Consider the following 24161-nt stretch of genomic DNA (forward strand, 5'->3'; position numbering starts at 1 on the left):
GCCGTTGTGCTCATGAGCCGTTTAGCGATGCCCGCGATCGTGATCACCATGGTAATAGCGAGGCCCACTGAAATAGTAGTAACGATAACCCCCGTAAAAGCGTGGGCCACCGTAGTAGTAAGGTGAGTAGTAATAGCCGGGGTAGTAATAAGGTGCCGGATAAACATCGGCGCCCCCTACATAGTAGTAACACCCGGACAGACCCAAACCAAAAAACACACTGAGCAGTATTTGGCGGAGCTTTTTCTGACAGAACATGGAGGCCTCCTGAAAGACCTGCAACGGCAGTCGAGTCACACCTGTTTTGACTTTAAAACAGGCACCGAGTGCCTGATCGCATCGACCTTCAGATCAGCGGCTAGCTGTCCTTCTACGGTGCATACCCATGCGCTGCGCACCATGACAAGGCAAAGCGCCCCTCCCCTGTTTGTCTCGCCCTCCCTTCCATGCCCCCAGCCAGAGCGCTCAAGCCGACTTGGCACGGCTCTCGCTTAACCAAAGACGTGCAGGAGTCATCACAGGTTCGCGGCACCACAATATGCAATGGCTGACTAGGGTTCCGGCTCGCAATCGCGAGTGACTGGTCCGAGAGTTGGCGACCTCCAGTTGAGGTTACACGGCGGGACAAAAGCCCGGGAGACAAGCCACCGTTCGCGGTGCCGCTGCCTTCCTGTCCGCCCTTGATCAACTGGAGAACCATCCCATGTCCCGACTTCGTTTACCCGCCCTGCTCGCCGCTGCTTTTGCAGCCCTCGTGAGCGTCTCGTCCCACGCCGCACAGAAAGACCATTTCAGCGTCTGCTGGACTATCTACGCCGGCTGGATGCCCTGGGAATATGCCGGCAGCCAGGGCATCGTCGACAAATGGGCGAAAAAGTACGGCATCAAGATCGATGTGGTGCAGCTCAACGACTACGTCGAATCCATCAACCAATACACCGCCGGCCAGTTCGACGGCTGCACCATGACCAACATGGACGCGCTGACCATTCCGGCTGCCGGTGGCGTCGACAGCACAGCGCTGATCGTCAGCGACTTCTCCAACGGCAACGACGGCATCGTGCTCAAAGGCGAAGGCAAGAAAGTCACCGACCTCAAGGGCATGGACGTCAATCTGGTGGAGCTGTCCGTCTCCCATTATCTGTTGGCCCGTGCTCTGGACTCGGTAGACCTTACCGAGAAAGACCTGAAAGTAATCAACACCTCCGATGCCGATATCTCGGCTGCCTTCAACACCGAACAGGTTCACGCCGTCACCACCTGGAACCCGATGCTCTCGGACATCAAGGCCAAGCCTGCGGTGACCGAAGTGTTCAATTCCAGCCAGATCCCCGGCGAAATCATGGACATGATGGTGGTCAACAGCGCCACCCTCAAAGACAACCCGGCCCTGGGCAAAGCCCTGACCGGCGCCTGGTTCGAAGTGGTCGCGTTGATGAACGCGAAAAACGCCACCAGCCAGGCCGCCCTCGAACACATGGCCAAAGCCTCGGGCACCGACCTGGCCGGTTTCCAGGCGCAACTCGACACCACCAAACTGTTCGCCACGCCCAAAGAAGCCCTGGCGTTCTCCACCAGCAAGCAACTGCCCGACACCATGCGCAAGGTCGCCGAGTTCTCGTTCCAGCACGGCTTGTTGGGTGAAGGCGCCAAGGACACCAGCGCCATCGGCATGGCCTTCGCCAATGGCGTGACCAGCGGCGATAAAGGCAACCTCAAGCTGCGCTTCGACCCGACTTACGTGCAGATGGCCGCCGACGCCAAGCTGTAAGACAGGAGGAGCTGGCCATGCGCCTGATCAATCGCCACCCGGATCGCCCGAGTCGCCTGCTGTTGGTGATCCTGCCGTTCGCCCTGGTGCTGTTCGCCTACTTCATGGGCTCGGCCGAACGGCTGATGGACAACCCCAACGACAAACTGCTGCCCAGTGCCGTGCAGATGACCGACGCGGTGAAACGCCTGGCCTTCACCGCCGACGCCCGCACTGGTGAATACCTGCTCTGGCAAGACACCGCCTCCAGCCTGCGGCGGTTGACCATCGGCCTCGGCATCAGTGCTTTGGCCGGGCTGTGCCTGGGCATCGTCGCCGGTACGCTACCGCTGTTTGGCACACCGTTATCGCCCGTGCTGACAGTGCTGTCGATGGTGCCGCCGCTGGCGATCCTGCCGATTCTGTTCATCGTGTTCGGGTTGGGGGAGTTGTCGAAAGTGATGCTGATCGTGATCGGCATCACCCCATGCCTGGCCCGTGATCTGGAACAGCGCGCCCGGGAAATTCCGCTGGAATTGCTGATCAAGGCGCAGACCCTCGGTGCTTCAACCTGGACTCTGATGCTGCGTGTGGTGCTGCCGCAATTGCTGCCGCGCCTGCTGATCTCGTTGCGACTGATGCTCGGCTCGGCGTGGTTGTTTTTGATCGCCGCCGAAGCCATCGCCTCCACGGACGGTTTGGGTTACCGGATCTTCCTGGTGCGCCGCTACCTGGCGATGGACGTGATTCTGCCCTACGTGGCGTGGATCACCCTGCTCGCCTGGCTGATGGACTGGGGCCTCAAGCGCCTGACCCAACGGGCCTTTCCCTGGCACCAAGGTGCCTCCAAATGAGTTATAAAGGGGCGCGGGCATGAGCTTCATCACAGTGAAAAACGTCTGGCAGCAATACGCCGATCAGGTGGTGCTTGAAGGGCTGAACCTGAGCGTCAACGAAGGTGAGTTCTGCACCTTGGTCGGCGCGTCGGGTTGCGGCAAATCGACCTTCCTGCGGCTATTGCTCGGCCAAGAACGCGCCAGTCGTGGCGAGATTCTGTTGGACGGTCAGGCATTGGCTGGCGAACCGGATTCGAGCCGTGGCGTGGTGTTCCAGCGCTATTCGGTGTTCCCGCACCTGACCGTGCTGGACAACGTCGCCCTCGGCCTCGAACTGCCGCGCTCGCCTTTACTGGGGCGGTTGTTCGGCAGCGCTAAAAAAGAGGCACACGAACACGCCTCAGTGTTGCTGCACAAAGTCGGCCTCGGCCATTCGCTGGACAAGTATCCGGCGCAACTCTCCGGTGGCATGCAGCAACGGCTGGCGATTGCCCAGGCATTGATCATGAAGCCGCGGGTCTTGCTCCTCGACGAACCGTTCGGCGCCCTCGATCCGGGCATCCGCAAAGACATGCACAGCCTGCTGCTGGAGCTGTGGCGCGAGACGCAACTGACGGTGTTCATGGTCACCCACGACCTGTCCGAAGGTTTCAGTCTCGGCACCCGCTTGCTGGTGTTCGACAAGGTCCGTGTCGACCCGCACGCCCCCGGCGCCTATGGCGCACGCATCACCTACGACATCCCTTTGAACAGCGACCGCCGCGCCAACCGCGCCGCCGTCGACGCCCTGCCGGCAACACTGGCAGGCACGCTTCGTATCGCTTAGAGGAATCTGCACATGACCGATTCGACCCAACTGTTCCCGCCGTTCGCCGAAGAAATGCTCCCCGGCGGCGGCCATCGTTCATTCGTCCTCAGACGCGGCCAATTGCTGCGCCTGACCGACCTGCGCGGCGGTGCCAACGTCAGCCTGACGTTGCTCAACGCCAACGAAAAAACCGAACGCCTGAATCTGCCCGACAGCCTCAAATGCCAACACACCGCCAAGCTCACCACCGGCCATTGCCTGTACTCGGACATGGGCCGCGTGCTGGCGGCCATCACCGCCGACACCTGTGGCTGGAGCGACAGCCTCGGCGGCGTGCTCTGCGCTGAAGAAGTCGCACAAAAATATGGCCAGGGCCGCTATCAGGAACTGCGCAACGGTTTCTTCCGCAACGGCACCGACAACTTGTTGGTGGAGCTGGGCAAGTGGGGACTGGGCCTGTCCGACCTGCTGATGACGCTCAATCTATTCAGCCGTGTGAACGTCGATGAGGCTGGCCGTTTCCACTTCGTCGAAGGCAATTCCAAGGCTGGCGATTACATCGAACTGTACGCACCGATGGACACTCTGGTGGTGCTCACTGCCCTGCAACACCCGATGGATCCGTCGCCGGAATACGCACCGAAACCGCTGAAGCTGAGCTGGATGAACGCCGATGCCAGCGTCGCCGAACACTGCCGCACCTCGCGCCCGGAAAACGAGCGCGGCTTCATCAACACCGACCGTCTGTTCGCCTGAGGATCGCTGCCATGTCACTCGCTATCGCCACCGCCCACAAGCAACCGGAAACAGCGGTCTACCGCGCCACCATCGCCGCCGGTGAACCCTGGCTGATGGAGGTCAAGGCCGGCCAGACCCTGCGTATCCTCGACCTGGAAGGCAATCAGGCGGTCGACACTCTGTTCTACAGCCTTGCCAATCCCAAGGAACGCTATGACGTGCAACGCACGTTGCGTCGGCAGAACAGCGTCTACCTGAGCACCGGCAGCGTGCTCTATTCCAACCTCGGCAAGCCAATGCTGACCATCGTCGAAGACACCTGCGGGCGTCACGACACCCTCGGCGGTGCCTGCGCGCAAGAGAGCAACACCGTGCGTTACGCCCTGGAAAAACGCTACATGCACAGCTGCCGCGACAACTACCTGCGCGCCTGCGCCCACGACGGGCGCCTGGGCAAGGGCGACATCGGGCCGAACATCAATTTTTTCATGAATGTGCCGGTGACGGCCGATGGCGGGCTGACGTTTGAAGACGGGATTTCAGCGCCCGGCAAATACGTCGACTTGCGCGCCGAGATGGACGTGATCGTGCTGATCTCCAACTGCCCGCAACTGAACAACCCGTGCAACGCCTACAGCCCCACGCCTGCGGAGCTTTTGGTATGGAACTGAAACTTGCGCGTTTGCGGCGGTGGTTGTTTGCCCTGTGTCAGGCCCGCTCCGGCCAGTGCCTCAAACAACGCTGATCCCTGTGGCGAGGGAGCTTGCTCCCGCTGGGTCGCGAAGCGGCCCCAAACCCTGCTATCGCGCTATGTCTGACGGACCACAGCAGCAGGTTTTGCGACTGCTGCGCAGCCGAGCGGGAGCAAGCTCCCTCGCCACAAAAAAGCGTGAATTTTGTTCATCCGGGACGGCCCGGGTGCATCTCGAAAAACTGCGGGACGGCCCGCATCCCAGGTCGAGGCTGATGCGCTATCGCCTCCAGGGGTTATGCCATGTTCGAAAAAGTCCTCATCGCCAACCGTGGCGCCATTGCCTGCCGCATTCTGCGGACCCTGCGAGAGTTGCAGGTCAAGGGCGTCGCCGTTTACTCCGAAGCCGACGCCGCCAGCCTGCATATCCTGCAAGCCGATGAAGCTCACAGGCTGGGTGAAGGCGCCGCGGTCGGCACTTACCTTGCCGTGGACAAAATCCTCGCCATCGCCAAATCTACCGGCGCTACGGCGATCCATCCCGGCTACGGATTCCTCTCGGAAAACGCCGCGTTCGCCGAGGCCTGCGAAGCAGCCGATATCGCCTTCATCGGCCCCACGCCTGAGCAACTGCGCGTGTTTGGCCTCAAACACACCGCCCGCGCCCTGGCCAAACAACACGGTGTGCCGATGCTCGAAGGCACCGAACTGCTCGACAGCCTTGACGCGGCATTGATCGCCGGCGAACAGGTCGGCTACCCGGTGATGCTCAAAAGCACCGCCGGCGGTGGCGGCATCGGTATGCGCGTGTGCCGCAGCGCCGCCGAATTGGGCGAATCCTTCGAAGCGGTCAAACGCCTCGGGCAGAACAACTTCAGCGACGCCGGTGTGTTCATCGAAAAGTACATCCAGCGCGCGCGACATCTGGAAGTGCAGGTGTTCGGCGACGGCCAGGGCGAGGTGATTGCCCTCGGCGTGCGCGACTGTTCGGTGCAGCGGCGCAACCAGAAAGTCCTTGAAGAAACCCCGGCACCCAACCTGCCCGACGGCATGGCCGAAGCGCTCTGCCTTGCCGCGATCAAACTCGCCAAGGCAGTGAATTACCGCAGCGCCGGCACCGTGGAGTTCGTCTTCGACAGTGACGCCCAGCGTTTCTATTTTCTTGAAGTGAACACCCGTTTGCAGGTGGAGCACGGTGTCACCGAGCAAGTGTGGGGCGTGGATCTGGTGCGCTGGATGGTGGAACTGGCGGCCGGAGATTTACCGCCATTGAACGCATTGAGCCAAGGCTTGAAAGCTAACGGCCACGCGATCCAGGCAAGGCTCTACGCCGAAGATCCGGGGCGCGATTTTCAACCGAGCCCCGGCCTGCTGACGGCGGTAAGTTTCCCCGTCGCCGATGGCAAACACCTGCGCATCGACACGTGGGTCGAGGCCGGTTGCGAGATCCCGCCGTACTTCGACCCGATGATTGCCAAGGTCATCCGCTGGGCGCCGACTCGCGAAGAAGCCCGCGCTGACCTGCTCCAAACCTTGGGCGACAGCCTGTTGTACGGCGTGGAAACCAACCGCGATTACCTGCGACAGATTCTGCTCGATGCGCCCTTTGCCAGCGGCCAGCCATGGACCCGTTGTCTGGAAGCGCTGGTCTACCAGGCCAACACCTTCGAGGTGATCAGCGCCGGCACCCAGACCAGCGTTCAGGACTATCCGGGGCGTCTTGGTTACTGGGCGGTGGGCGTGCCGCCGTCGGGGCCGATGGACAGTCGTGCATTGCGTTTGGGTAATCTTTTACTGGGTAACGATGAAGGCGCAGCGGCCCTGGAAATCACCATGAGCGGGCCGATGCTGCGCTTCAATTGTGATGCGGTTGTGGCAGTGACCGGTGCGCAGATTCCATTGACGCTGAACGGTGAAGCGGCACCGATGAACACCGCGCTGCTGATTCCGGCCGGGGCCACAGTGCATCTCGGCACAATCGCCGGTGCAGGCGCTCGCAGCTATCTGTGCCTGCGCGGCGGCCTGCAAGTACCGGATTACCTGGGCAGCAAAAGTACCTTCACCCTCGGTCAGTTCGGTGGCCATGGCGGTCGTGCGTTGCGTGCCGGGGACGTGTTGCATGTGCCAGCCTTGATCGACCGTAGCGCGGGTGTTCAATTGCCTGATGAGCAGGTCACCGAGTTGCCGGCCGTGCGGCAAATTCGGGTGATCTACGGCCCCCATGGCGCGCCGGAATACTTCACCGAACACTACATCGGCACCTTCTTCGCCACTCAATGGGAAGTGCATTTCAACTCCAGCCGCACCGGTGTGCGGCTGATCGGGCCGAAGCCGGAATGGGTACGGGCCGACGGTGGCGAAGCCGGGTTGCATCCCTCGAATATTCACGACAATCCGTACGCCATTGGCGCGGTGGATTTCACCGGTGATATGCCGGTAATCCTCGGTCCCGATGGTCCGAGCCTCGGTGGGTTTGTCTGCCCGGTGACGGTGATCGAAGCGGATCTTTGGCAGCTCGGGCAGCTCAAGGCTGGGGACAAGGTGCAGTTCCAACCGGTCGATCTCGAGACCGCCCGTAACCTCGCCTTGAAATGGGATTCCTGTGGGAGCTGGCTTGCCTGCGATGAGGCCCGATCAGACACCGCATCAACTTCATCGCAGGCAAGCCAGCTCCCACAGGGGGTTGTGTCGCCTGTGATGCTGGATATCGGCCAGGGAGATACACGGTTGGTCGCCCGGTTGTCGGGGGATACTCACCTGTTACTGGAAATCGGCGCACCGGAACTGGACCTGGTCCTGCGCTTCCGCGCCCACGCGCTGATGCAGGCATTGGAAAGCAAACAGCTGCACGGGGTGATCGACCTGACGCCGGGCATCCGTTCGCTGCAGGTGCATTACCAACCGGAGCAACTGCCGCTTGCCGATCTGCTGGGCATCGTCGCCGGTGAGTGGGACGCCGTGTGCGCCGCCAAAGACTTGCAGGTTCCCTCACGCATCGTGCACCTGCCGCTGTCGTGGGATGACCCGGCTTGCCAGTTGGCCATCGAGAAATACATGACCACCGTGCGCAAGGACGCCCCATGGTGCCCGAGCAATCTGGAGTTCATCCGGCGCATCAACGATCTGCCGAACCTCGACGAAGTGCAGCGCACGGTGTTCGACGCCAGCTATCTGGTGATGGGGTTGGGCGATGTCTACCTCGGCGCTCCGGTCGCCACCCCGCTCGACCCACGGCATCGTCTGGTCACCACCAAATACAACCCGGCCCGCACCTGGACCGCTGAAAACTCGGTGGGCATCGGTGGCGCCTATATGTGCGTATACGGCATGGAAGGCCCCGGTGGTTATCAATTCGTCGGCCGGACCTTGCAGATGTGGAATCGCTACCGCGAGGTCGCCGCGTTCGATGGCAAACCGTGGCTGCTGCGGTTCTTCGATCAAATCCGCTTCTACCCGGTAAGCGCCGATGAACTGCTGCGCATTCGACGGGATTTCCCGCTCGGGCGCTTCGCTCTGAACATCGAGCACAGTCAGTTGAACCTGGCGGATTACCAGGCGTTTCTGGCGAAGGAAGCCAACAGCATTGCGGCGTTTCGAGATCAGCAAAAAGGTGCGTTCAACGCCGAGCGCGAGCGCTGGATCGCCAGCGGTCAGGCGCATTTCGACAGTGAAGAACCGACGCCGCAAGTGACCGAAGAGGCGCTGTTGGCCGACGGTCAGCAGAGCATCGACAGCCACATCGCCGGCAACCTCTGGCAGGTTCAGGTGGAGGTCGGCAGCCAAGTGGTCGCCGGTGATGTGCTGGTGATTCTGGAGTCGATGAAGATGGAAATCCCGCTGCTCGCGCCCATGGCCGGTGTGGTGCGCGAGATTCGTGTGCAACCGGGTTCGCCAGTGCGCGCCGGACAGCGCGTCGTGGTGCTGGAACTCGACTGAAGCCATTTCAACAAGGATCTGAACCATGAACATCAATCTGCAACTCGACGCCCTGCGCAACGCTTACCGTGATGGCCACATCACGCCTCGGCAATTGCTGCCGAGCCTGCGGGAAAAAGCCGCGGCGCTGAACCCGGACTATCACTTGTTCATCCATTTACTCAGCGCCGAGGAACTGGAACCGTACCTCGCCGCCCTCGATGGTCGTGACCCAGGCAGCCTGCCGCTGTACGGCGTGCCGTTCGCGATCAAGGACAATATCGATCTGGCGGGCATTCCGACCACGGCGGCGTGCCCGGCGTTTGCCTACGTGCCGGAACGTTCGGCGACCATCGTCGAGCAACTGCTGGCGCTGGGCGCGATCCCGCTGGGCAAGACCAATCTCGACCAGTTCGCCACCGGCCTCAACGGCAGCCGCTCGCCGTATGGCGCTTGCCCGAACAGCGTGTTGCCGGAATATCCGTCGGGCGGTTCCAGCGCCGGCTCTTCACTGGCGGTGGCGCTCGGCGTGGCGAGTTTTGCCCTGGGCACCGACACCGCAGGTTCCGGGCGCGTACCGGCGGCGCTGAACAATCTGGTCGGTTTGAAAGCCACCAAAGGGCTGATCTCAACGGCCGGGGTGGTTCCGGCCTGTCGCACGCTCGATTGCGTCACGACCTTTACGACCACAGCCCGGGAAGCCAGTCAGTTGTTGGCACTGACCGCTCATCTCGACCCACGGGATGAATACAGTCGCAGCAATCCGCTGTGGAATGACGGCTCGGCCTTCGGCACGCCGCGCGCGTTTCGTTTCGGTGTGCCCCGTGCGCAGGACCTGGCGTTCTTCGGCTGCCCTGAAGGCCCGTTGTTGTTTGGCGACGCCATCGACCAGCTTAAAGCCCTGGGCGGTGAAGCGGTCGAACTGGATCTGTCGCCCTTCCTTGAAGCGGCGCGGTTGCTCTACGAAGGGCCATGGGTGGCCGAGCGTTACAGCGTGGCCGGCAAATTGATGGAGCAAAATCCTCAAGCCGTATTGCCAGTGATTCGTGCCGTGCTGGCCAAGGCCCCGGCAGTGACCGGCGTGCAAACCTTCCGCGCCCACTACCGACTGCAAGCCTTGAAGGCGCTGTGCGACAGAGTATTGGAGGGCCTCGACTGCGTGCTGACGCCAACCATTGGCCGTCCGGTGACATTGGCGGAACTTGCCGCCGAACCGGTACTGCGCAACTCGGAACTGGGCTACTACACCAACTTCATGAACCTGCTCGATTACGCTGCCGTCGCCGTGCCCAGCGGATTGATGGGCAATGGTTTGCCATGGGGCGTGACCTTGTTTGGTCGCGCGTTTACCGATCAGTATCTGTTGAGCGTGGCAGATGCCCTGCAACGTCAGCAGGGCCTGGCGTCACCCGCACCGGCCGCCATCGCGCACAATGACCGGGCACGACTGGTGGTCTGCGGCGCGCACCTGGAGGGGCTGGCGCTGAACTGGCAACTCAAACAGCGTGGAGCGCGGCTGGTAGAAACAACTCAGAGTTCTCCCGATTATCAGCTGTATGCCTTGGCCGGCGGCCCACCGTATCGCCCCGGCATGGTCCGCGTTAAAGAGGGCGGCGTGGCGATTGCGGTGGAAGTATGGGAATTGCCGAGCAGTGAGCTGGGGTCGTTCCTCACCGGGATTCCTGCTCCACTGGGACTGGGCAAGGTGCAACTGGCGGATGGGCGTTGGGAGAGCGGGTTTATCTGTGAGCCGTATGGGCTGGACGGGGCGGTGGAAATCAGTCATTTGGGCGGGTGGCGGGCGTATTTGAAAAGCCTGGGTTGATCGCCTGATCACCGGCAAGGCTCCTTCAGGAATGTGCGAGCGTTAGCTTGCACATGGCAGCTTGCGGGACGATCATGCGCAGCTCGGGCCAAGCAAACCGGCCATTACCGAATGACCCTTTCATGAATAAGCCAGACCTCTGCCCGGCCTGCGGCGCTTCCAACGACTGCAGCCTGGCCGATCCACGAACCGTCGATCGTGCCTGCTGGTGCTACGGCGTCAGCATCGACCCGGCGGTGTTCGAAACGCTGCCGGCCGAGCTGCGTGACAAGTCCTGCCTGTGCCCGGCCTGCGCCCGGGTCGAGGCGCAGTTGCAAGCAACCGCCTGGCCGATCACGTAACATACGCAGCCCTTTTCCCACCGATCCCTGGCCATGCGCGTTGACCGTTTCCTCAGCAACCTGCCCCGCTTCAACCGCAAGCAGGTACGCCTGTTGCTGGTGGAAAAGCGCGTCAGAGTCGACGGAACTATCGTCAGCGACCCTCACGCCGAGGTTCTCGAGTTCAGCCGCGTGGAAGTCGACGACGAAGTGCTGCAGGTCGGTAAACCGGCCCGCTACTTCATGCTGCACAAACCGCCCGGCTGCGTCAGTGCGACCCGCGACCCGCAACACCCGACGGTGCTCGACCTGATCCATGAAGCGGACAAGGATGACCTGCACATCGCCGGTCGCCTGGACTTCAACACCACCGGCCTGATGCTGATCACCAACGACGGCACCTGGTCGCGACGCCTGACCCAGCCACAGACCAAACTGCCCAAGGTGTACTACGTCGAGACGGAGCAGGAGATCACTGCCGACTACGCGATCACGTTCGCCAAAGGCCTGTACTTCGCCTTCGAAGACCTCACAACCCAGCCTGCCGAACTGGTCTTGCTCGGGGCAAAATCGGCGCGCCTGAGCATCGTCGAGGGCCGTTATCATCAGGTAAAACGGATGTTCGGCCACTTCGACAACAAGGTATTGCGCCTGCACCGCGAACGCATGGGGCCGCTGCTGCTCGACGACGCGCTGAAGCCCGGCGAATACCGGCCGTTGAGCATCGAAGAGATCCGATTGATCTAAGCCGACGACCGCTCAGCAGAAGTTGTCGAACATTTTTCGAAAGATACTTGCGCGATGACGTGACCCCTGCTTGAATCAGGACGTCGGCGCGAAATGTGACCGACGAGTCACCAAAACTACTCTAAGAAACTTTTTGCCGGCAGAGAACCCTCAGGTTCCGCCTTCCCCCGGCAAACTGCCCGCTTATAACAATACCCGTCGACCGGCGTGCAATGGATCGACATGGGCCTTCAAAAATTCCAGGCGTATGCCTACCTGTCACAAAGCTCGTGCAATCTGATTTGCGCGCATACCCGCTTGCCAGGAGTCTTATGTCATGAGGCCAGAAATCGCTGTGCTGGATATACAGGGTCAGTATCGGGTTTACACGGAGTTCTATCGCGCAGACGCCGCAGAAAAGACCATCATTCTGGTCAACGGCTCGATGTCCACGACTGCGTCGTTTGCCCAAACCGTGAAAAACCTTTATCCGCAGTTCAATGTGGTGTGCTACGACCAGCCCTACGCGGGCAAGTCCAAGGCTCACAACCTGCATGAGAAAATGCTGACCAAGGAAATCGAAGGGCAGATCCTCCTGGAGCTGATCGACCACTTCGCCGCCGAACACGTGCTGTCGTTCTCCTTTGGTGGCGCCGCCACGCTCGTCGCCCTAGCCCACCGGCCACGGCGCATCGAAAAGGCTGTGATCAGTTCGTTCTCGCCGGTGGTCAACGAGCACATGCTCGACTACCTTCAGCGCGGTGTCGATTACCTCGGCAACCGGGACGGTGACCGCGTCGGCCATCTGGTGAACAGCACCATCGGCAAACACCTGCCTTCGCTGTTCAAGCGCTTCAACCACCGTCACGTCAGTTCGTTGGCCGAACACGAATACGGGCAGATGCACTTCCACATCAGCGACGTGCTCAACAGCGACCGCAACTGCTACCTGAACGCGGCAAAGAAAATCAATGTGCCAGTGCTGTTCATGAACGGCGAATGGGACGAGTACACCGCCCCCGCCGATGCCAGGCTGTTCGCCGGCCATGTGCAACACAGCACCTTCAGCACCCTTCAGGCCACCGGCCACTTCCTCGACATGGAACACAAAACCGCTTGCCAAGACAGCCGTAACGCACTGCTGGGCTTCCTGAAACCGACGCAACTCGAAAGCCGACCGCGTTACCAGTACGTCCAGGACCACCATGCATTTGCAATCTGAAACAGAGTCATCGCGAGCAAGTCCCGCCCTACTGTGTTGAACGCACTCCCGTAGGCGCGAGGCTTGCCCGCGAATGACCACCAAGCGGTCCCTGTTTGTGTTTCACCCGGCGCTAAAGCCATCGCGCATAAAGAAAAACTTCAAATCCGCGCTCACATCTGGTACAAAGTCAGCCGCTCTGAGCGGGTGTCGTATAATGGCATTACTCCAGCTTCCCAAGCTGATAACGAGGGTTCGATTCCCTTCACCCGCTCCAATCAGATTTCAGTCTCACGTCGTTTTTTGACGGGGGATGCAGGTAAAGAAAAAACCGGCCTTGATGGCCGGTTTTTTTGTGCCTGGGATTTGGGGGCCCTCCAGTCCTTGACGCCTCCGGCCCCGCATACTAGCGAATGCTATACTTCCTACGGATTGCATGAAGTGTGCAACGTTCCCCACGGGCGCAGATACCGACTGCAAATCTCAGTTTACGGCTGCGGGACAGAGGAGGCCTACGGCCAACACGAGATGGGAGGTGTGGCATGAACCGACACTATTACATCAGTGACAATCTCGACGATCTCGAAGCCCTTGAAACCGAACTGGAAGCCAACGGCATCAATACCGAACAAATTCATGTGCTCAGCGAACAAGTGGCTGATGTTGAAGAACATCATCTCCACGAGGTCAACTCGTTGATGAAACAGGATGTTGTTCACTCTGGCGAGATTGGTGCAGTGGTTGGAGTGCCACTCGCAGCGCTGATCCTTGGCGGTGCCTATTGGCTGGGCTGGACCGAAACCGCCGCTGGCTGGGTACCTTTTATCTTCCTTGCCATTGTTATATTTGGCTTCTGCATCTGGGAAGGCGGCTTTTTTGGTATTCAGGTACCTAACGCGCACTTCCGCAACTTTAAACAGATGGTGGAAGACGGCAAACATATCTTCTTCGTGGATGTTGATCCGAATCAGGAGCCGGTATTGGATCGGGTCATTGAACATCATCCAAAACTGAAGATCGCCGGCACGGGTACGGCATCCCCTCACTGGACAGTCGCCTGGCTGCACAAATGGCATCAGTTCAAGCGAACGATATAACGCCATTTACTGCGGGTTGACCCCGGAGGCTCAAGGCCCTCCGTAAGCTGTTTATTGACCGAAGAAAATGACCCGGCTGAGGAAAACATAATCCGCCTCGGTGGCCATCAGCCCGACGAGTACCAGCAAACACAACGGTGGCACCAATATGGCGTAGACCATGGCCAACCGTTCCCAAGCCATGTGCATGAAGATGGAGACAATTAAACCTGCCTTCAACAACATGAAAGTGATAATCAGGGCCCACCGAAGGTAGCCATGGAAGTGAAAGTAGTCGACCAGATACGACATCGTGCTGAGGACGAATAACAGCCCCCAGATTTTGAGGTACAGACTAATCGGATGTTGTTGACCCTGAGCATGCGCCATCACCCGTGCTCCTCTACCATAAATAGAAGAAAGCAAAAATAAACACCCACACCAAGTCCACGAAGTGCCAGTAAAGCCCGGCTATTTCGACGTTCTGATAGTTTCCGGAGCGCTCATAATCTCCTCGCATGACTTTCATCGCCACAATGCTGAGATAGATGGCGCCGATTGACACATGCAGTCCGTGAAAACCGGTAATCATGAAGAAGCTGGCCCCAAATTGAGCCGCGCCCATGGGGTTCCCCCAGGGACGCACGCCTTCGGCGATAAGCTTGCTCCATTCAAATGCCTGCATGCTGACGAAGGTCACGCCCAAGGCAGCGGTCGCCAGCATCAGGGCTGTGGTTTTCGCGCGATCACGGCGATAGGCGAAGTTAACGGCCATGGCCATGGTGCCGCTGCTGCTGATCAGTACAAAGGTCATGATGGCGATCAGAATAAGCGGGATTTCTCTGCCGCCAATCGTCAATGCGAACACTTCACTGGGGTTCGGCCAAGGGGCGGTGATGGTCATGCGGACCGACATGTAGCCGGTTAAAAAACAGGTGAATATAAACGTATCGCTGAGCAGGAATATCCACATCATCGCCTTGCCCCAGGGGACCTGCCTGAAAGCCTCCCTATCCGAGGCCCAGTCGCTGGCGATGCCCTGCCATCCCGGGGCAGGCGGCGGGCTTGGTGGATTGGATGAACTTGACTCGGCCGGTGCTAATGGGTGCGATGCCATGGCTTTTCACCTCAGGCCGCAGAATCTGGCGATGGCTTCATAGGTTTGCGGCGTGCTGGTCAGCAGCGCGAAGAGCACGAACCAAAGACCCAATAAGTAGTGCCAATAGGTGGTACAGAGCTCTACGCTGACGCGCAGTTGCGGCAACGGCACGTGACGCAGGAATTTAGCGACGGTTATGCCCCAGGCAATCAGCCCGCCCAGCAGGTGAAGGCCATGCACACCGGTTAACAGGTAGAAGAAACTGTTGGCCGGATTACTGGCGACAAAGTAGCCCCAGGCGACAAACTGCTGCCAGACCCAGAGTTGCCCCACCAGAAAGGCAATTGCAAATACACCGCCCACTACAAAACCCATGGCCGTTGCGTCCAGTCGAGCCTGTCGGGCGGCCATGCGCGACCACTGCAGTGCGATGCAACTCAGTACCAAAAAAGCCGAATTCACCCACAACGGCCATGGATTGGCTAACGGCGCCAAGGGGTCTGTCAGGGGTAGCCAGTCGGCCATTTGTGAGCGGGCAATGAAGGCGAGCAGGAAGAGAAAGAATAACGAACTCACCACCGCCAGAAACAAGCGCAGGCCTACCCTTGCGGTTCGGCTTCTATCGGCGTCGGCCTGAACACCTTCAGGATCGCGATTCCAACTGCCGCCGGGGTCAGCGTCGTCGGCGTTTCTCAATAGCAGTCTGTTCATGTTTTAACGTCCGCTATCTTGGTTCCGGCACTGAGTTGCCGCATTTGCTCCAGCTCCTCGGCAGAGACCGTTTGCGGCACGAAATCCTGCTCTATCCCCGGCACGCTGTAGTCATAAGCCCAGCGATGCACGACCGGCAGTTTCGCTCCCCAGTTACCGTGTACCGGTGGGGTGTTCGGCGTTTGCCATTCCAGGCTGGCCGCGCCCCAGGGATTACTGCCTGCGGGCTTACCTTTAAATACACTCCAGGCCAGGTTGAACACGAACAGCAACTGGGAAACGCCGACGATCAATGCGACTACCGTAATGAAGGCATTCAACTCTTGCGCCGACTGCGGGATGAACGCGTAGTTTTCATAGGCGTAGTAACGGCGCGGCATGCCCTGGAAACCCAGGTAGTGCATGGGGAAGAAAATGGCGTAGGTACCCAGAAAGGTAATCCAGAAATGCAGCTTGCCCAGGGTGTCGTTAAACATGCGCCCGGTGACTTTCGGAAACCAATGATAGATGCCGCCGAACACCACCAGTACCGGTGCGACTCCCATGACCATATGGAAATGGGCGACGACGAAATAGGTGTCCGAGAGCGGAATGTCCACGATCACATTGCCGAGAAACAACCCGGTCAGACCACCCACCAGGAAGGTGACGATAAAGGCCAGGGCAAACAGCATCGGCACGGTCAGATGAATGTCGCCCCGCCACAGGGTCAACACCCAGTTATAGACTTTCAGTGCAGTCGGCACTGCGATGATCAAGGTGGTGACGGCGAAGAAAAAGCCAAAGTACGGGTTCATCCCGCTGACATACATATGGTGCGCCCAGACCACAAAGCTGAGCACGCCAATCGCAATAATCGCCCACACCATCATTCGGTAGCCGAAGATATTTTTACGCGCATGGGTGCTGATCAAGTCGGAGACCAGACCAAATGCAGGAAGAGCCACGATGTAGACTTCCGGGTGGCCGAAGAACCAGAACAGGTGCTGGAATAATATCGGGCTGCCGCCCTGATGATTGAGCTGCTGCCCCAGCGAGATGATCGCCGGCATAAAGAAGCTGGTACCCAATAGTTTGTCGAACAGCATCATGACCGCGCTGACAAACAACGCAGGGAAGGCCAGCAAGGCCATGATCGAGGCCATGAAGATTCCCCATACGGAGAGCGGCATGCGAAACAATGTCATGCCGTGCGTGCGTGCCTGCAATACCGTGGTGACGTAGTTCAGCCCGCCCATGGTGGCGGCGACAATAAAAATCGCCAGAGAGACGAGCATCAGGACAATGCCCCATTCGACCCCGGGTGTCCCCTTGGTGATGGACTGCGGCGGATAGAGCGTCCAGCCCGAACCGGTGGGACCGCCCGGCACAAAGAAACCGGCGAGCAATACCAGTACCGCCACCAGGTAGAACCAGTAGCTCAGCATGTTGACGTAGGGGAAGACCATGTCGCGGGCGCCCACCATCAGCGGGATCAGATAGTTACCGAAGCCGCCCAGAAACAGAGCCGTCAGCAAATAAATGACCATGATCATGCCGTGCATGGTCATCGCCTGATAGTAAGTATTGGCGTCCATGAACGCCAAACTGCCGGGGAAGCCTATCTGTAAGCGCATCAAGTCGGACAACACCACGGCGATAAGCCCCACGAACAGAGCCGTCAAGGAGTATTGAATGGCTATGACCTTGTGGTCCTGACTCCAGATATATTTGGTCAGGAAACTTTTAGGCTCGTGCAGTGCTTCTGTTTCGGCTTGCTCCGCATAGGCCATCACGTCATCCTCCTGTCGAAGTTTCGGTGTACTGCTGGCTGCTTACGGCTATTTCCCTGGCTGCGCCTTGCTCGTATCAGCGTCGGCATTCGCTTTGGATTTGATAAAAGCGATCAGTGCATTCAACTCCTTATCGCTGGGAGCAAAGACCGGCATGACGGGTGCATACCCCTTGACGATTTTGGCAGCGGGATTAAGAACCGAGTCTTTTATATAGCCCTCATCGACCTTGATGCTCGTACCGTCGGCAAGGGTTTCGGTCTTACCGTACAGACCCTGCCAGCTGGGACCGATGCCCTTGCTGCCATCGACACTGTGGCAGGCCAGGCAGCCGAGCGATTCAGCCAACTGCTGTCCCTGCGCCGCCAGGTCCTCACCTGGGCCCGGCGCTTGGCCGGCAGCAGATTCGTCGCCTTGTCGCGCAGCACCCAGTGATTTGATCAGGGCGATGAGTGCACCCAGTTCATCGTCATTGAGAGTATAGGTCACCATGACCGGCGGGTAGCCTTGTACCAGACGGGCCTTCGGATCGAGGATCGACTCTTTCAGGTAAGCCTCATCGACCTGCACACTGCTGCCATCGGCAAGCTGTTCAGTGCGGCCATACAAGCCCTTCCATCCCGGGCCGAGACTGGCACTGCCATCCTGGCTATGGCAGGCCCCGCAACCGTATTTTTCGACCAACTGGCGGCCTTTTTCCAGCACGCTGTCCTGACTGGGCTTGGCAGCCGTGGCTAATGTCTGTGCAAACGTCGGTTGGCTTTTCAGCCATTGATCGAAGGCGCCCTGCTCTTCCACGATCATCTGGCCGCGCATGTTGTAATGACCGACACCACAATATTCAGCGCAAAGAATTTCATACTTTCCGGTTTTGGTCGGAGTAAACCAAAAGTACGACACCATCCCCGGCACCATGTCCATCTTGCTGCGGATTTGCGGAACATAGAAATCGTGCAGCACATCTTTGGATCGCAGTAAAACTTTCACCGGCTTATCGAGCGGAAGACGAACTTCATTGCTTTTTATCAGTACATCGTCCTGCCCGGCAGGATCATTGGGATCAAGGCCGAGGGGGTTGGTGGAATCAACAAATTTGATATCTGACTTACCCAACTTCCCGTCTTGGCCAGGGAAGCGAAAGGCCCACTGCCACTGCTGGGCGATCACTTCAAGCTCATAGGCATTTTTCGGTACCCGGATAAAATCATCGTAAACAACCAGGCCTGGCGCCAGCATGGCGACAATACCTACCGAAGTAACGATAATTAACCATAGTTCCAGTTTTTTACTTTCTGGTTGGTAGTGCGCCCTGGATCCCTCCTTGTGACGATAACGCATCACCGCCACCGCCATAAAAACCGTGATGGCGATGAAGAATATTCCGCTAATGATCAGGGTGATAAACAGGGTGGTGTCTATGGATCCCCAGTTGGAAGCTGCCGGTGTTGCATGCCAAGGCGCGAGTATATGGAAGAGTACTGATGCAATAACGATTAGTATCAAGATAATTGCTATTGCCATGTTCTCTTCATCCTGTTCCTGTTGCTCATTGGTTATGCCAAAGCATCGCCACTGACGTCCAAGCAGGGCAGACAACTGCCACCCATCCCGGTGGCAAAGTCAGTAAGAAGTATAGAGCCATCGGGCTGTACCGTGAGGCGGGCAAGCGAGGCCCGGTTGCCAGCTATACTCAATTTCAGATTACGGACGGCAGGGATCGGCCAGAAGCGGCCCAAAAGACGAACCCTGCCTGTGCGTAGCAGTCAGATAAGTGATGGTATTGAGAACAACAGCCACAAAATCCAGCAGTCCACGACGGAGGTTTCGTCATGAGTGCCCTGACGATCGAAGGCTGGTGCAAGCCCAGCCCCGACCAGAAGTCCATCCCGATCGGTGAGATCCATTTTGACGTCGATGACCCCCTTCATCTGCGTCTGGAGCAAGCTGAAGAACGTCTACAAGAGACCCATGAGCCCGAAGCCATGGTCGATGTCGACATGAGCACAATGGATTTGGTCTTGCCAGAGGGATATGGCCCCTTGTCCGACTGCCAGATGCGCGTCTATCTGCATTACGAGCGCGGTCAGTTCCATTTGGTCGGGCATCGAGCGAGCGATGGAAGCTTGATCTACACCAATGCGGTTTTGATTGATCAGTTGCTTTAAAAACGCCGCATGATGCGCGGGAACGCAAAAACCGGTCCGCAGCGGCCGGTTTTTTATGCCTGAAATTTGAGCATTCCTGGCGCTTCGGCGCTGCGGCAAAACCCTGCAATACAGAAAACGGGGTCTACCCAAACCATCGCGACATGCCCTCCTAGACTCGTTTCATGCAGCTCTTCCATCCGTATCCAGGGTGCGTTGGTGGTTATAGTGTTGATTAGTGATTTTCAGTAGGTATAGTAACCATAAGCACACCACAGGGAGGTGATGTGAATAGCCGTTTTTTGATAAGCCAAATCGTTGCGGACGGCTGGTATCTGGTACGAATCAGGGGGAGTCATCACCACTTCAAGCATCCAACCAAGCCTGGACTGGTGACGGTTCCTCACCCGAAAAAGGACCTGCTCAAGAAAACGGCCATTAGTATTTTGCAACAGGCGCTGCTCTGACGAACCGATGGACTGCGCCCTCGGAGGATAACGAACATGCTTTACCCCATCGCGATTTCCATGGGTGATGACGAACACGCCTGGGGCGTAGAAGTTCCGGATATCCCGGGTTGCTTCTCCGCCGGGGAAGATCTGGATGACGCCATGGCCATGGCTCGCGAAGCCATCGAAGGTCATTTCGAGATTCTGGCCGAAGACGGATCACCAATTCCGCCCGCCAACAAAGTGACCCTGCATGCGGCCAATCCACAGTACGCAGGGTGCACGTGGGCCGTGGTGGATATCGATATCACCAAATACCTGGGCAAGGCGCAGAAACTCAACATCACCCTGCCCGGCTATCTGCTCAACCGCATCGATGAGTACGTATTGCACCATCCCGAAGAGAAAAGTCGCTCCGGGTTTCTGGCCTCGGCGGCGCTCAAGGTCTTGCAGCAAAGTTGATAGCCTGAAAATCGGGTCAATCAAGGGGACGAATGTGTCCCCTTTGATTCGTCAGCGCGTTGCCACCATGAACAACCGCGGAAACGGCAGCAGCACCGAACCATCGCTCAGCGCCGGATAGGCCCGCTCGATTGCCGCCTGATACTGCTTGAGATAGTGCGCCCGTTCCACGTCATCCAATGGTTCGAGAAAAGGCCGCAAACCGGAACCTTTGAACCACTCGACCACGCCCGATGCGCCGTCCGCGAGCGGATGATAGTAAGTGGTGCGCCATACATCGACGCGAGTGCAGTGGCCACGCAGCATTGAGTAGTAGCCGCTTGCACCCTCCATTTCCGTTCGCAGGCCGGCAGCCCTTGCCAGCTTGTCAGCCCAAGGGCCGTTCGCTGCGACCTCGCGCATCAACCGGTGCGACGGTTCGTTGAGGTTATCGGGCATCTGGATCGCCAGGCTGCCGCCGGGTGTGAGCCTGTTTACCAGCGACGGCAGCAGCCTGGCGTGATCCGGCACCCACTGCAGCACCGCATTGGCGAAAATCACATCGAACGGGCCGGTCTCGTTCCAGGTATCAATGTCAGCGGTGTCAAAACGTACCTGAGGCAGGCGCTTGCGGGCGGCCTCGATCATATCGGTCGAACTGTCCAACCCACGCACCGCGGCATCGGGAAAACGCTGCACCAGCAACTCGGTCGAATTGCCGGGGCCGCAACCGATGTCGATGGCCGAACGGACGTCCACCGCTGGGATGGCGGCCAGCAAGTCACGCGCCGGGCGCGTGCGCTCATCTTCGAAAGCTACGTATTGTTTGGCGGACCAACTCATATCGCTCTCCTGTCGGGTGCATTGTTGTCGCCAGGGGCAGACAACCGGTTGGCTACGATACATCGTCCGCGTCAGTTAACCCACGCCCCCACCCGCCAATGCCAGCCATCGTTACGTTGCTCCCAGTGCGGATGCACATAACGATACCCCGGTCGCTCCGGGACCCAATGGCCATGAACCGCGACATAACGCCCGCCTTCCCAACGCCAGTACCCCCTGGACCAGAGGTAACCCGGTCGCCCCGCGGGCTCTACCTCGACAACGCGTTCCGGCGGCGGCTGCGGTGCGATGACCTCAACATATTCACGCTCCACCGGACGCCGGTCATGAACGACCCGTTCCTGCACACAACCCGCTGCGGTAACCACCACTGCCAGCAACACCATGTAACGTAACAACATGCCGCCTCCTCTGGCTTGAAAGCCAAGTTGAGTGAACCAGCAAAAAAACGCCCCCTTTTCCACCATGCTCCTGCCTGGCTCACTGCTTTTTTAACAGGTCTTGTCTGTCTATTGCCTGAACCCGGATCACTTGACGATCGGAAAACACAGAGGATCTGGATGAGCCTTTTTTATCGCCAAATCGTAGGAAGTCATAACCTAAATGACCGTTCGTCGACCGACCAGCAAAGCAGTTTTGACAGTATAAAAATGGCATCTATAGTCCTATCGCGGCCTGTTGGAAGGAACCCACCCGTCATTTCAAGGCAAGGAGCAAGGCCAGCTCGTCCCCGTGATCGAGTGGGTTCCCCAGTAGTGTGTTCGCAACGGCCACAAGGCAAGCAAGCGTTGTCGTGCCTGGTAAGTAGCCAGACAATCACTATGTTAAAAGGAGCTTCACTATGTCTCGAGTCACGGATGTACTTGTTTCCATCGACACTGAAACCATTCTGAAAAACTACCCGAACATCAGCAAAAACCCTGCTTCGCCGACTCTGATCGACTGGAAGCACGTCTACATGGTCACCAATCAGGACAACGTGGTCAGCGGCCAGGCCGGTGGCGAGCTGGACCTCAAGGCCCAGGTTGGCGATCTGATTCGCTGGCGTGAAACCAGCCTGTCCCAGAGCTTCGAACAGGCCGTGATCTTCTACAAATTCATCGGCAACCAAGGCAACGATCTGATCTCCCCGCCTTCGCCACGCACGGCTACCGCTAGCGTTGCGGTACCCAACCCCAGCAATCCCTCGGTGCCTAGCTGTCAGAAAGTTGCCAACCACTACTGGTCCTCGGAGACCCTGGCGTGTGGTCGCGTGACCTACCATTTCAACTTCCTGATCGTCGACCGCAACTGTCAGATTGTCGGCTGCTGCTCGTGGGACCCGTTCATTTCCATCCATAACTGATGATGGAATCGACCCCTTGGCAACGAGGGGTCACCTCCAGTCCGTTGCCGCCTCGGCTGGAACAGGATGTCTTGCTTGAAACCGAAGCGGCTACCGTTTTGCGTCAACATCATGAAAGGAATCCATGATGACTTCCGAACCGATTACCCCCCCTTCGGCGAGTACCCTGACCGCCAATAGCGTGCTGCTGGTCGTCGATGCCGAATCGCTGCTTTCGCGCTATGCGCAACCCAGCCTTGACCCGCAAAAGCCGACCGTGATTGAAGATGGTTTCATCTTCGGCATCAGCGCTACACCAAAAACGAAAAATGTTAAAAATGACAGCAAAATTACACTGACCACCCACAACGGAAAAGTCTTTCATATTCGCGGCAGGACCGTCAGTTTGCTCGCCGAACACAGCGTGGTATTCCACAACATTACGGTGGACGATACCGGGATCCTTTCTCCGCCCAAGCTGATCGTCCACGGCGACCAGACCGTCCCCGCGCCCGACCCCGCCAACCCGAACCAGCCGGGCAGCCACAAGGCCGATGATCATTATTGGGAGTGCTCGCAACTGAGCACGGGCGTGGCAACTTGCGAACTGAGCTTCATGCTGATCAACCAGCGCTGCGAAGCGCTCGGGTATTTCAGGTGGAAGACTGAGGTGACGCTGTCGGCGTGAATAAAGATTATCGAGTAGGAGGCGGCTTCACAGCCGTCGTCCTCTCACACCACCGTAGGTACAGAAACAAGCAAGTCCAGGCATTTACAGTGGCAAGGTATTGCAGTGCTTGATCTCCTTGAGCGAAAAACCGGTGTACATTTCCTTGATATTGCCGAGCGTACGTATGCGATGCATGGCGACTTCATGGAATGCCTCCATGTCTTTGACGACTACCTGCAGGAGGTAGTCGTATTTCCCCGACACTTTGTGACAGGCAATAATGTTGGGCAGCGCCAGAACGCCCGCTTCGAAATGTTCCATGGCTTGCTCGGAGTGACTATCGAGGGTGACGCTGATGAAAGCGAAAAGTCCCAGCCCTATGGTCTTCGGGTTCAAGTGCGCGTGATACCCGACAATCACCTCCTCTTCCAGGCGCTTCAGGCGCTTCCAGCAGGCTGGCGCTGACAGGCAAACACGAGCGGCGATCTCGGCGTTCGTCAGGCGACCATTCATTTGCAGAATTTCCAGAATTGAACGATCAACCTTATCCATTTCCGCCATGTGTTCTCTCCCTTTAACAATGCGTACGCGGTAGGGCGATTGGCCCCATCCCGCAGGTCCTTGATCAAGCATCCATTTCTAGAAACTACAAATACTAGAAAGAAAATTACGTAAAGAACACATTTTGGATAATTAACGACTGAAAAATAACTAAATACAGACCCGTTTCGAAAACTAATTTTCGAGGCACTGAAATACAATTTCTTGTCATTTCCGACACCCAAGCCACTGGCTCTGACAATAAAAATAAGTAACAACGGA

Annotated in this window: 25 protein-coding genes, 1 tRNA gene and 1 riboswitch; of the genes, 17 read left to right on the top strand and 9 right to left on the bottom strand. The window is 58.3% G+C overall.

Translation table 11 applies throughout. The annotated features are described in order from the left end of the window. Positions 1–21: 21 nt before the first annotated feature. Entirely contained in the window at positions 22–258 is a 237-nt protein-coding gene (locus LOY28_RS22770) for a hypothetical protein (RefSeq protein ID WP_018926798.1), read from the bottom strand. Between the two features lie 282 nt (positions 259–540). After that, positions 541–641, top strand: a riboswitch (guanidine-I (ykkC/yxkD leader). A 62-nt stretch (positions 642–703) separates the two neighbouring features. Between LOY28_RS22770 and LOY28_RS22775 the strand changes: the two genes are divergently transcribed. The 12 genes from LOY28_RS22775 to LOY28_RS22830 all read left to right on the top strand — a co-directional run bounded on the left by LOY28_RS22775 (position 704) and on the right by LOY28_RS22830 (position 13907). Next, a complete protein-coding gene (locus tag LOY28_RS22775; protein ID WP_018926799.1) occupies positions 704–1771 on the top strand; it encodes a putative urea ABC transporter substrate-binding protein in 1068 nt (355 codons plus the stop codon). Positions 1772–1788: 17 nt separating this feature from the next. Further along, positions 1789–2604: an ABC transporter permease gene (locus LOY28_RS22780; RefSeq protein WP_258612581.1), complete on the top strand. Its 816-nt coding sequence runs from the start codon at positions 1789–1791 to the stop codon at positions 2602–2604. Between the two features lie 19 nt (positions 2605–2623). Then, entirely contained in the window at positions 2624–3412 is a 789-nt protein-coding gene (locus LOY28_RS22785; protein ID WP_258612582.1) for an ABC transporter ATP-binding protein, read from the top strand. A 12-nt stretch (positions 3413–3424) separates the two neighbouring features. Continuing rightward, positions 3425–4150: an urea amidolyase associated protein UAAP1 gene (locus LOY28_RS22790; protein ID WP_064619763.1), complete on the top strand. Its 726-nt coding sequence runs from the start codon at positions 3425–3427 to the stop codon at positions 4148–4150. Between the two features lie 11 nt (positions 4151–4161). Then, positions 4162–4803 (top strand): urea amidolyase associated protein UAAP2, encoded by a 642-nt coding sequence (locus LOY28_RS22795; protein WP_258612583.1) that lies wholly within the window; start codon positions 4162–4164, stop codon positions 4801–4803. A 323-nt stretch (positions 4804–5126) separates the two neighbouring features. Beyond that, entirely contained in the window at positions 5127–8759 is a 3633-nt protein-coding gene (gene uca, locus LOY28_RS22800; RefSeq protein WP_258612584.1) for an urea carboxylase, read from the top strand. 25 nt (positions 8760–8784) lie between these two features. Beyond that, a complete protein-coding gene (gene atzF, locus LOY28_RS22805; protein ID WP_258612585.1) occupies positions 8785–10563 on the top strand; it encodes an allophanate hydrolase in 1779 nt (592 codons plus the stop codon). A 122-nt stretch (positions 10564–10685) separates the two neighbouring features. Beyond that, the gene (locus tag LOY28_RS22810) at positions 10686–10904 is read left to right on the top strand and encodes a cysteine-rich CWC family protein (RefSeq protein ID WP_018926806.1); all 219 of its coding nucleotides are present in this window, start codon (positions 10686–10688) and stop codon (positions 10902–10904) included. A gap of 33 nt (positions 10905–10937) precedes the next feature. Further along, complete coding sequence (locus LOY28_RS22815) at positions 10938–11630, top strand: pseudouridine synthase (protein ID WP_018926807.1); 693 nt, start codon at positions 10938–10940, stop codon at positions 11628–11630. Between the two features lie 316 nt (positions 11631–11946). Then, positions 11947–12831: an alpha/beta fold hydrolase gene (locus LOY28_RS22820; protein WP_018926808.1), complete on the top strand. Its 885-nt coding sequence runs from the start codon at positions 11947–11949 to the stop codon at positions 12829–12831. A 182-nt stretch (positions 12832–13013) separates the two neighbouring features. After that, positions 13014–13087 (top strand) — tRNA-Gly (locus LOY28_RS22825). A 265-nt stretch (positions 13088–13352) separates the two neighbouring features. Continuing rightward, positions 13353–13907, top strand: coding sequence for a hypothetical protein (locus LOY28_RS22830; RefSeq protein ID WP_018926809.1), 555 nt, complete (start codon positions 13353–13355; stop codon positions 13905–13907). Between the two features lie 51 nt (positions 13908–13958). On the opposite strand, the gene LOY28_RS22835 is transcribed toward LOY28_RS22830, so the two are convergent. Genes LOY28_RS22835 through LOY28_RS22855 form a run of 5 tightly spaced genes read right to left on the bottom strand, consistent with a single transcriptional unit; the run spans position 13959 to position 18989 of the window. Further along, positions 13959–14276 carry a cytochrome C oxidase subunit IV family protein gene (locus tag LOY28_RS22835; protein WP_007935708.1) on the bottom strand — a complete coding sequence of 106 codons (318 nt, stop codon included), beginning with the start codon at positions 14274–14276 and terminating at the stop codon, positions 13959–13961. A gap of 13 nt (positions 14277–14289) precedes the next feature. Beyond that, a complete protein-coding gene (locus LOY28_RS22840; protein WP_026286474.1) occupies positions 14290–15003 on the bottom strand; it encodes a heme-copper oxidase subunit III family protein in 714 nt (237 codons plus the stop codon). A 6-nt stretch (positions 15004–15009) separates the two neighbouring features. Next, positions 15010–15696, bottom strand: coding sequence for a cytochrome c oxidase subunit 3 (locus tag LOY28_RS22845; protein ID WP_258612586.1), 687 nt, complete (start codon positions 15694–15696; stop codon positions 15010–15012). Continuing rightward, entirely contained in the window at positions 15693–17468 is a 1776-nt protein-coding gene (gene ctaD, locus LOY28_RS22850) for a cytochrome c oxidase subunit I (RefSeq protein ID WP_204124984.1), read from the bottom strand. The genes LOY28_RS22845 and ctaD overlap by 4 nt, the downstream gene beginning before the upstream one ends. Before the next feature lie 48 nt (positions 17469–17516). Next, the gene (locus LOY28_RS22855; protein WP_026286475.1) at positions 17517–18989 is read right to left on the bottom strand and encodes a cytochrome c oxidase subunit II; all 1473 of its coding nucleotides are present in this window, start codon (positions 18987–18989) and stop codon (positions 17517–17519) included. A 308-nt stretch (positions 18990–19297) separates the two neighbouring features. Here LOY28_RS22855 and LOY28_RS22860 point away from each other — a divergent pair, with 308 nt between their 5' ends. The 3 genes from LOY28_RS22860 (at position 19298) to LOY28_RS22870 (ending at position 20523) form a co-directional block, all read left to right on the top strand. Further along, on the top strand, positions 19298–19633 hold the full coding sequence (locus LOY28_RS22860) for a hypothetical protein (protein ID WP_018926814.1): 336 nt from the start codon (positions 19298–19300) through the stop codon (positions 19631–19633). A 266-nt stretch (positions 19634–19899) separates the two neighbouring features. Then, positions 19900–20079, top strand: coding sequence for a type II toxin-antitoxin system HicA family toxin (locus tag LOY28_RS22865; protein ID WP_007984690.1), 180 nt, complete (start codon positions 19900–19902; stop codon positions 20077–20079). 36 nt (positions 20080–20115) lie between these two features. Then, positions 20116–20523, top strand: coding sequence for a type II toxin-antitoxin system HicB family antitoxin (locus LOY28_RS22870; protein ID WP_064619786.1), 408 nt, complete (start codon positions 20116–20118; stop codon positions 20521–20523). A gap of 51 nt (positions 20524–20574) precedes the next feature. Here the strand turns inward: LOY28_RS22870 and tam are convergent, their stop codons facing one another. Both tam and LOY28_RS22880 read right to left on the bottom strand, forming a co-directional pair. Then, positions 20575–21345: a trans-aconitate 2-methyltransferase gene (gene tam / locus LOY28_RS22875; RefSeq protein WP_258612587.1), complete on the bottom strand. Its 771-nt coding sequence runs from the start codon at positions 21343–21345 to the stop codon at positions 20575–20577. Positions 21346–21416: 71 nt separating this feature from the next. Continuing rightward, positions 21417–21746, bottom strand: a complete 330-nt coding sequence (locus tag LOY28_RS22880; RefSeq protein WP_018926816.1) for a YXWGXW repeat-containing protein — start codon at positions 21744–21746, stop codon at positions 21417–21419. 440 nt (positions 21747–22186) lie between these two features. Between LOY28_RS22880 and LOY28_RS22885 the strand changes: the two genes are divergently transcribed. Together LOY28_RS22885 and LOY28_RS22890 are read left to right on the top strand one after the other, a co-directional pair. Beyond that, on the top strand, positions 22187–22690 hold the full coding sequence (locus tag LOY28_RS22885) for an inclusion body family protein (RefSeq protein WP_258612588.1): 504 nt from the start codon (positions 22187–22189) through the stop codon (positions 22688–22690). Between the two features lie 127 nt (positions 22691–22817). Continuing rightward, positions 22818–23357, top strand: coding sequence for an AidA/PixA family protein (locus LOY28_RS22890; RefSeq protein ID WP_086944820.1), 540 nt, complete (start codon positions 22818–22820; stop codon positions 23355–23357). Between the two features lie 84 nt (positions 23358–23441). Here LOY28_RS22890 and LOY28_RS22895 read toward each other — a convergent pair whose 3' ends face one another. Then, positions 23442–23972 carry an Lrp/AsnC family transcriptional regulator gene (locus LOY28_RS22895; RefSeq protein WP_225603008.1) on the bottom strand — a complete coding sequence of 177 codons (531 nt, stop codon included), beginning with the start codon at positions 23970–23972 and terminating at the stop codon, positions 23442–23444. Between the last annotated feature and the right edge of the window lie 189 nt (positions 23973–24161).

The sequence above is a fragment of the Pseudomonas sp. B21-017 genome, from assembly GCF_024749245.1.
Taxonomy (GTDB): Bacteria; Pseudomonadota; Gammaproteobacteria; order Pseudomonadales; family Pseudomonadaceae; genus Aquipseudomonas.

Bases quoted from the DNA above. Each gene is read 5' to 3' on its own strand.
- LOY28_RS22770 (WP_018926798.1), bottom strand. From the start codon at position 258: ATGTTCTGTCAGAAAAAGCTCCGCCAAATACTGCTCAGTGTGTTTTTT.
- LOY28_RS22775 (WP_018926799.1), top strand. From the start codon at position 704: ATGTCCCGACTTCGTTTACCCGCCCTGCTCGCCGCTGCTTTTGCAGCC.
- LOY28_RS22780 (WP_258612581.1), top strand. From the start codon at position 1,789: ATGCGCCTGATCAATCGCCACCCGGATCGCCCGAGTCGCCTGCTGTTG.
- LOY28_RS22785 (WP_258612582.1), top strand. From the start codon at position 2,624: ATGAGCTTCATCACAGTGAAAAACGTCTGGCAGCAATACGCCGATCAG.
- LOY28_RS22790 (WP_064619763.1), top strand. From the start codon at position 3,425: ATGACCGATTCGACCCAACTGTTCCCGCCGTTCGCCGAAGAAATGCTC.
- LOY28_RS22795 (WP_258612583.1), top strand. From the start codon at position 4,162: ATGTCACTCGCTATCGCCACCGCCCACAAGCAACCGGAAACAGCGGTC.
- uca (WP_258612584.1), top strand. From the start codon at position 5,127: ATGTTCGAAAAAGTCCTCATCGCCAACCGTGGCGCCATTGCCTGCCGC.
- atzF (WP_258612585.1), top strand. From the start codon at position 8,785: ATGAACATCAATCTGCAACTCGACGCCCTGCGCAACGCTTACCGTGAT.
- LOY28_RS22810 (WP_018926806.1), top strand. From the start codon at position 10,686: ATGAATAAGCCAGACCTCTGCCCGGCCTGCGGCGCTTCCAACGACTGC.
- LOY28_RS22815 (WP_018926807.1), top strand. From the start codon at position 10,938: ATGCGCGTTGACCGTTTCCTCAGCAACCTGCCCCGCTTCAACCGCAAG.
- LOY28_RS22820 (WP_018926808.1), top strand. From the start codon at position 11,947: ATGAGGCCAGAAATCGCTGTGCTGGATATACAGGGTCAGTATCGGGTT.
- LOY28_RS22830 (WP_018926809.1), top strand. From the start codon at position 13,353: ATGAACCGACACTATTACATCAGTGACAATCTCGACGATCTCGAAGCC.
- LOY28_RS22835 (WP_007935708.1), bottom strand. From the start codon at position 14,276: ATGGCGCATGCTCAGGGTCAACAACATCCGATTAGTCTGTACCTCAAA.
- LOY28_RS22840 (WP_026286474.1), bottom strand. From the start codon at position 15,003: ATGGCATCGCACCCATTAGCACCGGCCGAGTCAAGTTCATCCAATCCA.
- LOY28_RS22845 (WP_258612586.1), bottom strand. From the start codon at position 15,696: ATGAACAGACTGCTATTGAGAAACGCCGACGACGCTGACCCCGGCGGC.
- ctaD (WP_204124984.1), bottom strand. From the start codon at position 17,468: ATGGCCTATGCGGAGCAAGCCGAAACAGAAGCACTGCACGAGCCTAAA.
- LOY28_RS22855 (WP_026286475.1), bottom strand. From the start codon at position 18,989: ATGGCAATAGCAATTATCTTGATACTAATCGTTATTGCATCAGTACTC.
- LOY28_RS22860 (WP_018926814.1), top strand. From the start codon at position 19,298: ATGAGTGCCCTGACGATCGAAGGCTGGTGCAAGCCCAGCCCCGACCAG.
- LOY28_RS22870 (WP_064619786.1), top strand. From the start codon at position 20,116: ATGCTTTACCCCATCGCGATTTCCATGGGTGATGACGAACACGCCTGG.
- tam (WP_258612587.1), bottom strand. From the start codon at position 21,345: ATGAGTTGGTCCGCCAAACAATACGTAGCTTTCGAAGATGAGCGCACG.
- LOY28_RS22880 (WP_018926816.1), bottom strand. From the start codon at position 21,746: ATGTTGTTACGTTACATGGTGTTGCTGGCAGTGGTGGTTACCGCAGCG.
- LOY28_RS22885 (WP_258612588.1), top strand. From the start codon at position 22,187: ATGTCTCGAGTCACGGATGTACTTGTTTCCATCGACACTGAAACCATT.
- LOY28_RS22890 (WP_086944820.1), top strand. From the start codon at position 22,818: ATGACTTCCGAACCGATTACCCCCCCTTCGGCGAGTACCCTGACCGCC.
- LOY28_RS22895 (WP_225603008.1), bottom strand. From the start codon at position 23,972: ATGCTTGATCAAGGACCTGCGGGATGGGGCCAATCGCCCTACCGCGTA.